Origin of the sequence: Bacillus sp. EKM206B (assembly GCF_011066015.1) — a bacterium.
GTDB lineage: Bacteria > Bacillota > Bacilli > Bacillales > Bacillaceae > Bacillus > Bacillus velezensis.
Genome location: NZ_JAAMNL010000012.1, coordinates 38,196 through 53,540, shown reverse-complemented (window position 1 = coordinate 53,540; position 15,345 = coordinate 38,196). Strand labels below are relative to the sequence as shown.

Sequence of the window (15,345 nt, the reverse complement as noted above, 5' to 3'; positions counted from 1 at the left end):
GCCGCCTCCGGCTGGCTTCTTCTATAAACCTAAACGCTCAAAGATCAAGTCGACGTTTTTCAAATGATAATTGTAGTCAAAGCAATCGGCAATCTGTTCCGGTGTGAGACGGGACGTGATTTTTTCCTCCGCTTCGACAAGCTGGCGGAACGGCACTTGTTTTTCCCACGCTTCCATCGCTTTCGGCTGAACCGTGTCATATGCTTCTTCACGAGGCAGACCCGTGTCGATTAAAGCAAGCAGCACGCGTTGAGAATAGATCAAACCGAGTGTGCGGTCCATGTTGCGTTTCATATTTTCCGGGAATACCGTTAAGTTTTTGACAATATTGCTGAATCGGTTCAGCATGTAATTCAGCGCGATTGTCGCGTCAGGAAGAATGATGCGCTCAGCTGATGAATGAGAAATATCACGCTCATGCCATAACGGTACATTTTCGTATGCCGTCAGCATGTACCCGCGGATCACGCGCGCCATGCCCGTCATATTTTCCGACCCGATCGGATTCCGTTTATGAGGCATAGCCGATGAACCTTTTTGTCCTTTTGCAAAAAACTCTTCCACTTCACGTGTTTCACTCTTTTGCAGACCGCGGATTTCCACTGCGAATTTTTCAATGCTCGTCGCGATCAAAGCCAGTGCCGCCATGTAATCCGCATGTCGGTCGCGCTGTAATGTCTGAGTGGAAATCGGCGCCGCTTTCAGGCCGAGTTTTTCACAGACATACTGTTCTACGAACGGATCAATATTTGCATATGTGCCGACCGCGCCGGAAAGCTTCCCGACTTCGATCCCTTCTTTTGCCTGCTTGAAACGTTCAAGGTTGCGTTTCATTTCTTCGTGCCAAAGCGCGAGTTTCAGGCCGAATGTCGTCGGTTCCGCGTGTACTCCGTGCGTGCGGCCCATCATGACCGTGTATTTATGTTCTTTCGCTTTTTCTTTTATAATGTCAACAAATCTCTCAATGTCCTTGAGCAAGATCTCATTCGCCTGTTTTAATAGATAGGAAAGAGCGGTATCCACGACATCTGTTGACGTCAGGCCGTAGTGAACCCATTTTCTTTCTTCGCCTAATGATTCTGAAACCGCGCGGGTGAATGCAACGACGTCATGGCGCGTATCCTGCTCGATTTCCAAAATGCGGTTGATGTCGAAAGACGCGTTTTCGCGCATGACTTTGACGTCTTCTTTCGGAATGACGCCAAGCTCAGCCCAGGCTTCACAGGCTAAAATCTCGACTTCCAGCCATGCCTGGTATCTGTTTTCGTCCGTCCAGATCGCGGACATTTCAGGTCTTGAATAACGTTCGATCATTATGCTCGTCCTCCGTCTCTTTTCATCCATATGTTCGTGATGTCCTGAATCCATGTTTCATCAGGCTTCCGCAAAAATGTCATATGCCCCATTTTGCGGCCTTTTTTAATCTCATGTTTTCCGTACAGGTACAGTTTGGCTTCCTTTAAAAGCTCCGTATGCTCCTCCGCAAGCTTCACTTCATCACCGAGCAGATTCACCATCATTCCCGGTTTGAGAAGATCGGTTCTGCCGAGAGGAAGTCCGCAGACCGCTCTGATGTGCTGTTCGAATTGGCTCGTTTCACAAAGGTCGAGCGTATAATGCCCTGAATTGTGAGGACGCGGCGCCAGTTCATTAATCAAAAGGTCTCCGTCTTCCGTGACGAACATTTCCACCGCAAGCGGCCCGACAAGCTCCAATTTCTCCGCGAGCTGAACGGCAAGCGCCTCTGCCCGCTTCTGAACCGTTTCCTCCGCTCTCGCGGGCACGATGCTTTGGAACAGAATATTATTTTTGTGGATATTTTCAGCAGCCGGAAAGGTTGAAATCTCACCGTGCACCGATCTCGTCACGATAACGGAAAGCTCCATCCGGAACGATACCCAGCTTTCAAGTATGCACGTGCCGTTTTCTAACAGCGCAGCCGCTTCATCTGTCTGTCCTTCTTCCTTAATGACAAATTGGCCTTTGCCGTCATATCCGCCGCGGCATGTTTTCAGCACCGCCGGGAGCCCCAATGCCTGAACGGCTTCCTCAAGCTCCCGTCCGCTGTTTACGATCCGATACGGCGCGACTTGACAGCCTGCTGACTGGATCGCCTTTTTTTCCGTTTCCCTGTTTTGGGTGATGAGCAGCAGCTCGCTTCCCTGGGGAAGATATGCATGTTCTTTGAGCCAGTTAAGCGCCTCGTAATCGATATTTTCAAATTCGTAGGTAATGATGTCACTGACTCCGGCCAATTTATGAATCGCTTCACGGTCGTTGTACTGGGCGGTAATCTCAATATCGGCGATCTGTCCGCATGGCGAGTCTTTCACGGGATCGACGACAGCGACTTTATAGCCCATCTGTTTTGCGGCGACAGCCATCATTTTTCCGAGCTGTCCGCCTCCGATAATGCCGATGACGGCTCCGGGGTAAATCGTTTTTTTATCAGACAAGCTGATCACTGCTTTCCAGCACCGTTTGTTTTGTCGCATTTCTTCTCGCCTCTAGTTTATCCGCAATGTCATCGTCAAATGCCGACAAAATTTGCGCGGCTAACAGACCCGCGTTCACTGCGCCCGCTTTCCCGATCGCAGTCGTCGCGACCGGCACGCCGCCGGGCATCTGTACGATAGACAGAAGAGAATCAAGTCCGTTAAGCGATTTTGTCTGAACCGGTACGCCGATCACCGGCAGCGTCGTTTTGGCCGCCGTCATTCCCGGCAGATGCGCCGCTCCTCCGGCTCCGGCAATAATGACTTTTAAGCCCCTGTCTCTGGCGCTTTCTGCATATTCAAACATCAAATCAGGTGTCCGGTGCGCGGATACCACCTGTTTTTCATAAGGAATGTGAAGTTCGTCAAGTATGTCGCATGCATGTTTCATTGTCTCCCAATCGGAGGTGCTTCCCATGATGATTCCTGCTAGCGGCTGCATTCTGTTCCCACCTTCTCATGCTTTGTTTTTCAGAAAAAAAAGCCCGGCTTATATTGCAACTATGAGGAAGCAATACAAACCGGGCATGGCGCGCGTATCGTCAGTCGTTCGCTTCTGCGATATCCATGTCAGCTGTTTATCACTTTCCTGCATAGTCCGGCCGTTTACGGCAGCCGGGTAGAAACTTATGGGCCATATTCCCAAGATTATATGAGGTCGTGTTTTGATTTCATGTTTATCTTAACAACGGACTTAGATAATGTCAACGACATTATCGAACGATATAAAAATTCTTTCTTTTAATGTTCGTGTTTAGATCAATTTCCCTTCAAATACGATTTTTTTCCCGCAAGGAACGACTTGAATTGATCCATTTTCTTTCTTTTCTGTAAAGATCGGCTCTTCCATCCGCCGGACGGGCATATAACCCTCTTCCTTCATTAAAGTGAGAATGGTGTCAATCGTTTCATGTTCCGTTACTTCAAACCGTTTCTTTTTTGGCTTTGTCATTCCTTAATTCTCCTCTTCTTCACTGCTTTCACCCAGAATCCGCCGTGGATCGTTTTCGGCTCAAAGGCGATGATAAACGCTTTTTCATCAAGCGTTTTAATCGTATCATAAAGCTGAAGCTCATATTTGCGCGGCGTCAGAATCTGCATGGCGGTCCGGTCTCCTTCAAGTCCGCCCGCAACCCAGCTTGTAACCCCGTATCCTTTTTCCCGGAGCTGTTTCGGCAGGTCCAGATCGAGCTCCTTCGTAATGACGTTGACTGTAATATAGCCGAGCGCCAGTTTTTCCTCAATTTTCATTCCCACTATGACGCCGAGGCCGTAGCCGAGCGCATAGGCAATGACGTTTTGAATTTGATTCAGATTGCCAAGCACGAGACTCAGGCCGGTCACATACACAAGGATTTCAATCGTACTGATGCCTGCGGCGAAATAGCGCTGTCCCTTTAATGTCAGAATCATCCTGATCGTAAAGAAAGAGACATATATAATGTTAATGATGAGAATAATGAGAACCATACCTATACTGTTGGATAAAATCGTCTGCATCACTGATTCCCCTCCTCTGATACTTTGAAAAGCATCAATCCTTCAATTAAGGATAGTTTACCCTCTTTTCATCATTTTCAAAAGAAAAAAAAGCCCGCCCCGCAAGGCAGACTTTCAAGCTCTTATCAGTGAAGCTCGGCTTTTTTCAATCGTTTGACGGCTTCATATTCCTTCTCAAGTTCACTCAGCGTGTACCCGGACAGTTCCTGAACATGGTCTTGATAAAACCCTGAGCGGATCAGTTTTGTCCTCAGGTGCTGTTTTTTCCGATTAATGGCTTCTCGCAACAACGGGGCCATCTTCATCATCCCTTTCCGAATCATAAAGAGTAGTGCCGCTTTCGAATTGCTGTTGCTCTCATCATATCTCGGCCGGGTCCTCAAAACAATACGCTTCATTAGAAAAATTTGTAAACATTGTGAAAGACAAATTTCGACTTATAAAGGGATCAGCGAAGCAGTAAAGTACTCTGAAATAAGCGGCCATGTCACAGCCGTAAAAACGAGCATGATGATAACCGCCGCGGAAATACAGTACATCACGTCAGCCGCAGGCTTTTCAGCCGATTTGTATAGAATCTGCACAAACTGCACCATCGCCGAGGCGGCCAGAAACAAGGTCAGCGCCGTAAACACCACGGTGATGACCGGCAGATTCAATATCGCGAAAATCATCCACACGATAGAGCAGGCGACAGCCGGAACCAAAAGCGATCCGACCCCCGCGGCCGCATCCCGCATCGTGATTTTCTGTTTCATCATATAGCGTGATACAAGCCAGACCGCGCCCGCCGCAGCGGCAAAAAAGACGAGCGTATACACGAGAACAACGGTAAAGCCGTCAAAAAACGTATGATGCCGCTCTCCGTATCCAAGAGGCCTTTGCTGGCTTGCCCTCAGCTGAAACCAATTTCCGATTGAGAAAAAGATACTGAATACAAGCATTGAAATAAGAGCATATTTAAAGCGGGAAAAGCCGTCTTCCCCAACGACCTTCACCGGTGATGTCAAAATGCGCAGCGCGAAACGGCAATAACGTTTGACCGCGGCCCATGCAGAAGCGAGTTTTTCCGTAAAAGCCGGAGCCGGGCGCCGTTCCTTTTCTTTTTTCTTTTGCTTTTGATAACGTCCCGCATTTCTGGACATTCTCGACAGCGGTTCTTCATCAGTTCCCTGATGCTGTTTTTCTTCTTCCAACGTTTCTTTTCTTTCTTCCGTCATGTCAGCAACTCCTATCAAAAAAATACGGCGGAATTTGTTAAACAAGAAAATAAAACACTTATATAAGGTACCGAAGCGTCCTTAAACAGTCAAGCGGTTTTCTTCACCCGGACACCCACATGACGTTTTATAGTATGTATTGGTTTTACGGAATAGGACAAAAACAAAAAACCGGCTTAACTCAGCCGGTTTTTCCGTTATTTCAAGAAGATGAAATACAGGATAAAGATGACGAACAGCCCGTACATAATCGGGTGAACGCTTTTTCCTTTTCCTTTGCAGATCATTGTAATCGGGTAGAATATAAAACCGATCGCAATCCCCGTCGCAATGCTGTACGTCAGCGGCATCATAATCATCGTTAAGAATGCCGGCACAGCCACCTCGAATTTATCCCAGGCGATCTTACCGAGCGGCGCCACCATCAGCGCGCCGACAATAATTAAAGCCGGAGCCGTCACATTCGTGGTGACAACTGACAGAAGCGGCGAGAAAAACATCGCCAGCAAAAAGAGAATGCCCGTCACAACAGCCGCGAAGCCGGAGCGCGCCCCCGCCGCAACGCCTGAGCTGGATTCAACATAAGAAGTCGTTGTAGACGTACCGAGTACGGCTCCGATAACGATTGATGTCGAATCTGCCAGAAGCGCTCTTCCCGCACGCGGAAGTTTGTTTTCCTTCATCAGCCCGGCCTGTGTCGCTACAGCCACCAGCGTTCCGGCCGTATCGAAAAACCCGACGAACAAGAAAGTTAAAATGACAATCAGCATTTGGACGGAGAAGATATCCGGAAGATGCATCCACGCCTGTCCGAAAGTCGGCGCAAGACTCGGCACGCTGCCGACAATGTGCGTCGGAACCGGAATCAGTCCGCAGACCATGCCGGCAACCGCCGTCAGAAGCATTCCGATAAATACGCCGCCGTTTACGCGAAGCACCATCAGAATGACCGTCACAATAACACCGAAAACCGTCAGCAGCACAGGGCCGCTGTGAATATTACCGATAGACACCAAAGTCGATGAGTTCGCTTCAATAATGCCCGAACCCTGCAAACCGACAAATGTGATAAACAAACCGATACCCGCGCCGACCGCCAATTTCAGCTCAGGCGGAATCGCATTAATGATTTTTTCCCGCAATCCCGTCAGCGAAAGCGCCACGAAGATAATTCCGGAAATCAAGACGCCGGAAAGCGCAGCCTGCCATGAAATCCCCATGCCGAGGACGACAGAGAAAGCAAAAAACGCATTTAATCCCATACCCGGCGCAATCGCGATCGGATACTTTGCAATGAGCCCCATTAAAATACAGCCGGCCGCAGACGCCAAGGCTGTAGCGGTAAACACCGCGCCCTGATCAATTTTTAATGCTTCGGGAAATCCTTTCACACCGTTTAAAGACAATGTCAGCGGATTGACGAACAGAATGTACGCCATTGACAAAAAGGTCGTTAAACCGCCGATGATTTCATTACGATAGCTTGTCCCCAGCTCATCAAACTGAAAAAATTGCTTCAAGCCAATTGCCTCCTTCATTCTCTCCCATTTATTCTGCCCGTTATCCGCCAAATAAAAAACGCCCCAAATACATTTGGGACGCTTGACTACATACGTTCAGTCTGAATAAATAAGAATGGATTATTTATATCAAACGATTGAGATTGATCCGTAGTCAAGCCATTTACGGTAGCTTGGTAGAAACTTGCGGGCCATATCCCCGCCATTATACGATATCTGCATATTTGATTTCTGAGTCTATTGTATCAATTCAATTTTGAAAACTCAATAAAAAAAACGAACAATCCCGTTAAAAAAATTTGGTTTATTCGTTAATTGACCAAAAATGGAAGACGGCAAAACCCGCCTTCCAGACATCATTTTCCGTCCGCAGGCCGGACCGGCACCGCGAATGTGATTCCGCTGTCATCCGCCAGCAAGTTCATAACCGTTTGATTGACGTACAAAGCATATGAATCGAATGAAAAATCGCGCAATGAATAGTCTTTATCTGATGAATCATCTAATTCAAAAACAGATTCCATTTCACCCGTTTTAAGGTTCGTGACTTTCGCCTTATTCCCTTTCAGATAATAGCCTTTTTCATACTCATTAAGCGATGGCCAGGTTTTCATTTTTTTCGTATTGCCGAGACCGATTGATTCACCGACATTGATCAGCTGATCTTTATCCGCTTTGCTGTAATTAATTCCTGTGAATTGATAATCGACGATCACCCGTCTGCCTTGCTGTTTGATCTTTTTCACGGTAATGCCGACATGATGATGTTTCGTTTCATAACTGACAGGCAGTTTTGTTTTCAGAGGGACGATTTCTCCCGGCTCTGATTCTGATTTTATATCTCCCGTTATGAAAAGTGTTTTCGCTTTCGGGTCTATCGGTTTGCTGAATTGAGTTTGGCCGCGTATTCTTTTCCCGCCGCCGGGAAGGTTCTTTCTGCTGCCAAGTTCAATATTCGACATCGTCATTTCATAATGGTTTCCGGCATCATCCGTTGCCTCGTAAATCGAGATGGCATCATTTTTGGCTGCATCAGAGAAGTCTATAGAATACAGGAGAGCCGATCCCATCGTTCCATTTTCCGCCCGGATATCGAAAAAGCGGTATAATCCGTGATTTACATTCACAGCTTTCGTTCCTTCAAGAGAAACGGACTTTTGTTTTTTGATCGGAAGTGTAAAGCGCCAGTTTCCGGGGATATCCTTGATTTGTGTAATGACAAGCGGAAGCTTATCACCGTCTTTCAGCTTTGAGCCGTCCGTGAACAGGCGAAGCTGCCCAGCGTACCGCCCGTCTTTCATTTTTTTCATATCACTGCTGTCATAATCCTCTGCTAACATATTCCGTGGGTCTTTATAATCAACTTGAAAAGAGATGCTCTCCTCATCTGATTTCAAATTGTCAACGGTAAAATTGTAAACGAGCTGTCCGCTGTCGTAATACACACTTTTCACTGTCACCGTGATTCCGCGTGATTCCGCTTTCTCATTCAGTTTTGTCACCAAATTGCTTTTAAACAGCGCAGAACCTGCCTTATCCTGAAACAGACTGTAAATTTGTCCGGCAACAGGAATGTTTCCCATAGCCGTATTAACGGAGGGCATGAATAAGCCTGAGGACAGATACAGAATAAACAAAGCAGCAGCAACCGCGAGGCCGTTTATCAGTTTTCTTCCCCATCTCCGTCTGACGGCGCCTTCTTTTCCGGCACGGACAGCGGCGCTGTGTATCACATTTTTCAATTCAGCTTTCGGCACGTCAATGTCCTGATACAATTGCTTCATTTGATGCTTTTCCATATATGTTTATCCTCCTTTTCCAGCTCCTGCTTCAATGCTTTTCTCGCCCTGTGGAGATGCGTTTTTACAGTGCCTTCCGCCATACCGGTCTGTTCAGCGATCATAGCAATCGAGAAATCTTGAAAATAATAAAGCTGAATGGTCAGCTGTATATGTTCGTCAAGCGTTTCCAGGGCATTCCGAAGATCTATGTATTCTTCAATGTTCTTATTCTCCGCGCGCGTATCATGCTGCGGCTCAAACGGGATGACGTCACCGTGCTTTTTCCTCATCGCAAAAATCGTATGAAGCAAAATCCGGATCAGCCACGTTTTAAAATATTTCGGCTCCTTCAGCTGCGCGATATGAAGAAAAGCCTTGTAAGCCGTTTCCTGAACAGCGTCCAGTGTATCTTCCTTGTGATGCAAATAGAGATAAGCTGTTTTATATAAAGTATCCTGGTGTGCTGTGATTAGTTTTTCAAAGGCTGCGGCATCACCTTTTTTCGCCTTTTTGATCAATCGTTCTTCCTTCACCTTATCCACCTCCTATGCTGTTAGATATGAATCAGGGCAAAACGGTTTCAAAAAGATGAAAAAAAACGCCTCTTTTTTAAAAGAGACGTTTTTTTATCTTCATTTATTCCCACTCAATCGTTGCAGGCGGCTTGCTCGTAATGTCATACACGACGCGGTTGATGTGTTTCACTTCGTTGACGATCCGTGTCGAAATCACTTCAAGCACATCCCAAGGGATACGCGCCCAGTCAGATGTCATGCCATCAATTGATGTTACGGCACGGATACCGATTGTGTAATCATACGTTCTCGCATCTCCCATGACGCCGACGCTGCGGATGTCAGGAAGAACCGTGAAGTACTGCCAGATGTCGCGCTCAAGGCCGTGGTTCGCCACTTCTTCACGCAGAATCGCGTCTGATTCACGAACGATCTCAAGTTTTTCTTCCGTTACTTCGCCGAGTACGCGGATGCCAAGTCCAGGGCCCGGGAACGGCTGACGCCATACGATATCATCCGGAAGGCCGAGCTCTGTGCCGAGCGCGCGCACTTCGTCTTTGAAAAGGGTGTTCAGCGGCTCGATCAGTTCAAACTGCATATCTTCAGGAAGTCCGCCGACATTGTGATGCGATTTGATCGTTTGCGCCGTTGCAGTACCGCTCTCGATAATATCCGTGTAAAGCGTTCCTTGCGCAAGGTAATCGATGCCCTTAAGCTTGTCCGCTTCATCATCAAACACGTAAATGAATTCGTTGCCGATGATTTTGCGTTTTTGCTCAGGATCAGAAACACCTTTCAGCTTGTTTAAGAATCTGTCTTTCGCATCAACTTTAATGACATTCATATTAAAGCCTTCGCTGAACGTTTTCATGACGCCTTCCGCTTCGCCTTTACGAAGCAGGCCGTGATCGACGAAAATACAAGTCAGCTGGTCGCCGATCGCTTTATGAATTAAAGCAGCCACAACAGAGGAATCAACACCGCCGCTTAGCGCGCAAAGAACCTGCTTGTCTCCGACTGTTTCACGGATTTTTTGCATTTCGATTTCGATAAAGTTTTCCATTGACCATTTGCCTTCACAATCGCAAACGCCGAATACAAAGTTTTTCAGAAGATCATTGCCGTATTCAGAGTGGCGCACTTCCGGGTGGAACTGAACGCCGTACCAATTCTTGTCCGCTTTGCTCATCGCTGAATTCGGACAGTGATGGCTTGTTGCGTCAACAGTGAAGCCTTCTGGAACTTCTACAACCAAATCGCCGTGGCTCATCCAGACAACTTGTTCTTCCGGAAGATCTTTGAACAAGTCAGGAGTTCCTTGAATCTGAATGTTGGCTTTTCCGTATTCGCGCTGGCTTGCCGCCTCGACTTTCCCTCCGAGGTAATGAGTCATCAGCTGCATTCCGTAGCAGATGCCCAATACAGGAATATCGAGTTCAAAGATTTTTTCGTCACAGCGGAAAGATCCTTCATCATATACACTGTTCGGTCCGCCTGAAAGGATAATTCCTTTTGGATTCATTTCTTTGATTTCCTCAGCTGTCAACGTATGGGGATGCAGCTCGCTATATACGCCAAATTCACGGATCCGGCGGGTAATCAGCTGGTTATACTGACTGCCGAAATCAAGAACAAGAATCATTTCATTCACTAACTTCGTCATGGTTGTCACCTAATCTCCTCTAAGTTTTTGACACAGAAAAAACGGAGGACAAACGTTCAGCCCTCTGTCGCGCAAGACTTGTCCGGAAGCCCGGCTTTTTAACGCTCCCGGGCTCCCATTTAACATTCATTTATTCTAACAACAGGACGATATGCGGTCAAGACTATCTTCTTTTAATTATATTTTCCCACAACTGTCCCGATTCATTCCAAAGCTTTGCGGCATTATCGCTGCGGTATAAGGCACGCTCATAGCGTAGCGTCAGCTCGGACATGTCGTTTGTATGGTGCGCCTCGTCAATCCTCGCAGCAAAATCGCGCAGTGTTTCTCCGTCTCCCCTGCTGAATCCTTTTCGTTTCAGCTGGCGGAGCAGCGCGGCATATGCGTCGAAAAAGACGTCTTCATCCGTACGCCGCTTCAATCTGGCTGCTGTAACGTGCGGAATCCAGCGCGCCCGGAGCAGCCAGGCGAGTGCCGCCGCGGCTGAAATCACGATGACGATGGCTGCATACGACCATAGCTGTGCCGCGGTTTTGTTGCGGATCACAGGCTGCGGTGCCGCGCTGTGATCCCGCTTTTTCGGTGTTTCCTCTTTTTCCGGCTTTGTTTCCTGACGCTGCTTGTCAGACGGTTCATCCGAATTTCCCGCTGAGCCTCCGCTGTCTTTTGCCGCGGTATGATTTTGCTCTGACGTAAACTCCGTCGGATTGGTGAAGCCTTTCGTCGGCTCAAACGTCACCCAGCCCTGATCGGGAAAATACACTTCTACCCACGAATGGGCGTTGTTGTTTGTGACTTCATAAATGTGGCCGTTATGGTCGCCTGCCCCTTTATATTCGCCGGATGTATAGCCCTTCACCCAACGGGCGGGAATTCCCGCAGAGCGGAGCAGCACGGCCATTGCCGATGAAAAGTTATCACAATATCCTCTTTTCGTTTCAAACAGAAATTGATCGACATAATCCTGATTGTGCTCCGGAACCGCGACATCCTGTGTATTATACGAAAATGCGGAAGATCCGAGATAATCCTCGATCGCCTTCGCTTTATCGAACATATTATGATGATCCCGCGTCAGTCTGTCCGCAAGCTGTCTCACTCTTTTCGGAAGGCTGTCGGGGACCTGTAAATACCGGTCATTGAATTGATTCTGCTCACGGTATCGTTTCACTTTCACTTTTCTGAGATCATTCAGCTTAAAGACGGGCGCCTGAAAAGTCACCGTGTACCGTCCCATATTGCGGATGTTGCCCACTTGTTCACTGACCGGCGTAATTTGCTCGGTGTTTCCGTTCATTTCAAGCTGAATCGAGTGCTTCGGTTTAATATTGGAGACGCCGATCGGATACATGACGTGATTATAGAGATAATTCTCATCAATGGACACCTGTGCCGTATACCGTCTCGTCTGCACACTCCGGTCAAACCATATATCTTCCACGTTGCCGCCGTTCAGTTTATAGGACATGCCCTGATCGGTCTCCACCCAGCCTTTCCCCGTGTATGTATCCTTCGTTTCCACCCGGAAGTACGCCCGTTCTTTTCCCTTCCATGTGAAAACCGGCGTATCATCCTGCTGAAAAGGGCCGCCCAATGTTTCATCATGATTGCCGTAGCCGATTTTGCTTTCGGCGGCGGGCACTTCTTTGTGGTTTGTTATTTTTTTAAGAAACGGCACGGGGTCCGGCCAGTTCGGGTCTGATTTCGGAGCCGCCAGACCGAACACGACGGAAGCGCAGATAAACAGCATCAGCGGCAGAAACCATTTGAGTATCAATCTTTTTTTAAACGCTATGTGTTCCGTAAGCCGGATGCGCTCCATATACAAAAGCCCCATCATCAAAAAGCCGATAAAGACGATCCGGATGACGGCGTACGCGGCATCATAAGGAGTAAACGTATCAAGCACGGTGATATACGCCACCGTCATGATAAAAAAGAATAATATTTTCCGCTGATAGATCACCCAGTAATGCAGCAAATACACGAGCAGCCATAAAAGCACAAAAAACAGCAATGTGCGGAATGACGGATTCATATCATTCCATCTTCCGGTCCCGATGTGGCGGGCATTTTGCATCACGTCCCGCAAAAAAGAAACGAGCCATTCCGGCTGAAAAACCGAACCTTTATAAAACAGGATGTGAATACTGATCAACGTAAACAGAATGCAGGACGGCACGGTGACGTACCACCTCATCCGGAAGAATGACAGCAGAAATGCCAAACCGATAAAAACGATGAAAAAACCGGTATGTTTTGTATCTGTAAAATTGTGCAGCGGCCTGAGCCATTCCCATAACAATAAAAAAGCGAGAAAATAAAACAGCAGCAGACTCAGCCTGCTTCCCTGGTTCTCGTCATGCGGCATGGCGCGCCACCTCTCTTTCTAAACAACATGGGACACCCGTTTGTCCCTGATCATTTGCACCTTAATATTTTTTTGAGCGAAGATGAGAGCGAGTTTCCGTTCTTTCTCCGAAAGCGCGGCATTCGTTTCTTTCGCCAAAAACACCGTCATGTCAGCACGGCCGGGCTCAGCCTGTTTGAGAAGGTCTTCTGTAAGACTGCCCGTCACGACGGCAATGGAAGCTTTGCGGACACGCGGATCCGCCAGCTCTTTTCCTAAACGCCCGCCTGCATCGGCTTCTTCCGATTCTGAAGCTGATGCCAGGTAACGCAGCATCTTTCTGAAATGCCGGTCTCCCTCCCGAACGGGAAAAACGGTCCGGTCGCTCCCCAATGAAATAAACCCTGCGGGAGAGCCCTTCACAAGCGCCGTGTAAAGCAGGGATGCCGAAGCTGATACCGCGGCTTCAAACGATGGGGACGGCCTGCAGTCCAAAAGGAGAATCATATTCACACTCTGCAGCGGGTCAAATTCCTTCGTCATCAGCTCATTTCGCCGCGCCGATGTTTTCCAGTCAAGTGCGGAAAACCGGTCGCCCGGCTGATAATTTCTGACGCTCGCAGCCATTGCGGAGCGGTGTACCTGAAACGGAGCGCCGGCAGCCGCACCCTCTTCTCCGGAGGCAGCCTGCGGCTTATAGTGAACAGACCCGTACGCCGGGAAAACCAGAACCGTATCCGTAACGGAAAACGACGCCGTCTTGTCCAAAAGCCCGAGAACATCTCCCGTCCGCACTCTTATCGTATGTAAATGATGCTCTCCGCGCGGCACCTGCGGCAGCTCATATTGTAACGTCAGCTTCCTTTGAAACCACGGAAACACGAGCTGTTTCGCACTGCGCCTCTCGCCAAGCGTTTCCGGCATCACATCTTCAATGACCATATATGTCAGCGGAAACGGCAGGCGCCTCGTCAGCCTGATGGTGACAGACAGCCTGTCGCCTGAGGTTAACTGGGCGGAGGACACGTCACGCGTCACCTGAAACGCCCGCAGCGGGTACACAGCGACCAGCCCGGCGTAAACGGTAAACGGCAAAAACGCATAAAATAAAAACCAGCTCACAAATCCGCCCTGAAACATGGCATAAGAAAAGACAGCCGCCGTCAGTACGGCCAACATAAGCAGCTTCCAGCCATATAGAAGCCAATGCATCTTCTTTCTCATTAGCGGACCGACATCCTTTGAACGGGGACTTTTTCCGTTTGCATGATGTCTTCTATAACCGCTTCCGGGGTCACATCGTTAAATTTCGCCTCGGCGGTCAAGATCATTCTGTGCGGCAGCGTATATGGAGCCAAATACTGGACGTCATCAGGAATGACGTAATCGCGGTCATGAAGCAGCGCGTACGCCTGCGCGGCTTTCATTAATGAGATTGAACCGCGCGGACTTACGCCCAGATGTACGGACGGATGCCGGCGGGTATGCTGAGTAATGCCGACGATATACGCTTTAATTCCATCATCCACCCGCACCTGCTCCAATTTTTGCTGAAGGCTGATAAACTGTTCTTTAGAAATGACGGGCTCGATTGTTTCAAGCGGATTGCGCCCTTCCTGCAAAGACAGAACTTGAAGCTCTTCCTCGGCAGTCGGATAGCCCATGCGCAGCTTAAATAAAAACCGGTCAAGCTGGGCTTCGGGAAGCGGATACGTTCCTTCATATTCAACCGGGTTTTGTGTGGCCATGACGAAAAACGGCTCAGCCAGCCGCATTGTCTTTCCGTCAATCGTGACATTCCCTTCCTCCATTGCCTCAAGCAGGGAAGACTGCGTTTTCGGAGAGGTTCTGTTAATTTCATCAGCCAGCACGATATTCCCCATGATCGGTCCAGGGCGGTATTCAAATTCCATCGTTTTCGTATTATAAATAGAGACACCCGTCACATCTGACGGCAGAAGATCCGGCGTGAACTGAATCCTCTTAAAGTCAGCTCCGATCAGCTTGGCCAAAGCGCGGACCATCATCGTTTTTCCGACTCCCGGCACGTCTTCCAGTAGCACATGCCCTTTTGCGAGAATGGCGGCCAGACTGAGTATGGCGATATCCCGTTTTCCTATGATGATGTTTTCAATATGCTCAACGGCTTTCTCCAGCAGCGGATGCAGCTCTTCTTTATAAGCCATTCTTCTCCTCCTAGTCATCTCTCAAATTTCAATTATCGTAACCTAACTTTACCACAAAATATAAACAGTATAAAAAAACGTTTCCAGCGAATTGTTTCCAGTCTGAAAAAGGAAA

General features: G+C 48.2%; 14 protein-coding genes and 2 riboswitches. All 14 genes read right to left on the bottom strand.

Features of this window, described 5'->3' with window-relative positions; all coding sequences use genetic code 11:
* Positions 1 to 21: 21 nt before the first annotated feature.
* Positions 22 to 1,314, bottom strand: coding sequence for an adenylosuccinate lyase (gene purB / locus G9F50_RS17770; RefSeq protein WP_007408896.1), 1,293 nt, complete (start codon positions 1,312 to 1,314; stop codon positions 22 to 24).
* The gene (purK, locus tag G9F50_RS17765; protein ID WP_059366750.1) at positions 1,314 to 2,495 is read right to left on the bottom strand and encodes a 5-(carboxyamino)imidazole ribonucleotide synthase; all 1,182 of its coding nucleotides are present in this window, start codon (positions 2,493 to 2,495) and stop codon (positions 1,314 to 1,316) included. The genes purB and purK overlap by 1 nt, the downstream gene beginning before the upstream one ends.
* Positions 2,449 to 2,937, bottom strand: a complete 489-nt coding sequence (gene purE / locus G9F50_RS17760; protein ID WP_007609846.1) for a 5-(carboxyamino)imidazole ribonucleotide mutase — start codon at positions 2,935 to 2,937, stop codon at positions 2,449 to 2,451. The genes purK and purE overlap by 47 nt, the downstream gene beginning before the upstream one ends.
* A gap of 132 nt (positions 2,938 to 3,069) precedes the next feature.
* Positions 3,070 to 3,171, bottom strand: a riboswitch (purine riboswitch).
* 78 nt (positions 3,172 to 3,249) lie between these two features.
* On the bottom strand, positions 3,250 to 3,447 hold the full coding sequence (locus tag G9F50_RS17755) for an NETI motif-containing protein (protein ID WP_003155772.1): 198 nt from the start codon (positions 3,445 to 3,447) through the stop codon (positions 3,250 to 3,252).
* Positions 3,444 to 3,998, bottom strand: coding sequence for a DUF2179 domain-containing protein (locus G9F50_RS17750; RefSeq protein WP_014469850.1), 555 nt, complete (start codon positions 3,996 to 3,998; stop codon positions 3,444 to 3,446). Before G9F50_RS17750 ends, G9F50_RS17755 begins: the two co-directional genes overlap by 4 nt.
* A 122-nt stretch (positions 3,999 to 4,120) precedes the next feature.
* Positions 4,121 to 4,294 (bottom strand): Fur-regulated basic protein FbpA, encoded by a 174-nt coding sequence (locus tag G9F50_RS17745; protein ID WP_003155777.1) that lies wholly within the window; start codon positions 4,292 to 4,294, stop codon positions 4,121 to 4,123.
* Positions 4,295 to 4,432: 138 nt separating this feature from the next.
* Positions 4,433 to 5,215, bottom strand: coding sequence for a hypothetical protein (locus G9F50_RS17740; RefSeq protein WP_014304542.1), 783 nt, complete (start codon positions 5,213 to 5,215; stop codon positions 4,433 to 4,435).
* 197 nt (positions 5,216 to 5,412) lie between these two features.
* Complete coding sequence (locus tag G9F50_RS17735; protein ID WP_007408891.1) at positions 5,413 to 6,735, bottom strand: NCS2 family permease; 1,323 nt, start codon at positions 6,733 to 6,735, stop codon at positions 5,413 to 5,415.
* Positions 6,736 to 6,866: 131 nt separating this feature from the next.
* A riboswitch (purine riboswitch) is annotated at positions 6,867 to 6,968 on the bottom strand.
* A 123-nt stretch (positions 6,969 to 7,091) separates the two neighbouring features.
* Positions 7,092 to 8,534, bottom strand: coding sequence for a DUF4179 domain-containing protein (locus G9F50_RS17730; protein ID WP_060562953.1), 1,443 nt, complete (start codon positions 8,532 to 8,534; stop codon positions 7,092 to 7,094).
* On the bottom strand, positions 8,516 to 9,049 hold the full coding sequence (locus G9F50_RS17725; RefSeq protein WP_021495186.1) for a sigma-70 family RNA polymerase sigma factor: 534 nt from the start codon (positions 9,047 to 9,049) through the stop codon (positions 8,516 to 8,518). The genes G9F50_RS17730 and G9F50_RS17725 overlap by 19 nt, the downstream gene beginning before the upstream one ends.
* Before the next feature lie 103 nt (positions 9,050 to 9,152).
* Entirely contained in the window at positions 9,153 to 10,694 is a 1,542-nt protein-coding gene (guaA, locus tag G9F50_RS17720; RefSeq protein ID WP_007408887.1) for a glutamine-hydrolyzing GMP synthase, read from the bottom strand.
* 163 nt (positions 10,695 to 10,857) lie between these two features.
* Positions 10,858 to 13,065, bottom strand: a complete 2,208-nt coding sequence (locus G9F50_RS17715) for a DUF4129 domain-containing transglutaminase family protein (RefSeq protein WP_060562951.1) — start codon at positions 13,063 to 13,065, stop codon at positions 10,858 to 10,860.
* Between the two features lie 18 nt (positions 13,066 to 13,083).
* Positions 13,084 to 14,268, bottom strand: coding sequence for a DUF58 domain-containing protein (locus tag G9F50_RS17710; protein ID WP_015239308.1), 1,185 nt, complete (start codon positions 14,266 to 14,268; stop codon positions 13,084 to 13,086).
* Positions 14,268 to 15,230, bottom strand: coding sequence for an AAA family ATPase (locus G9F50_RS17705; RefSeq protein WP_007408884.1), 963 nt, complete (start codon positions 15,228 to 15,230; stop codon positions 14,268 to 14,270). The genes G9F50_RS17710 and G9F50_RS17705 overlap by 1 nt, the downstream gene beginning before the upstream one ends.
* Positions 15,231 to 15,345 lie beyond the last annotated feature (115 nt).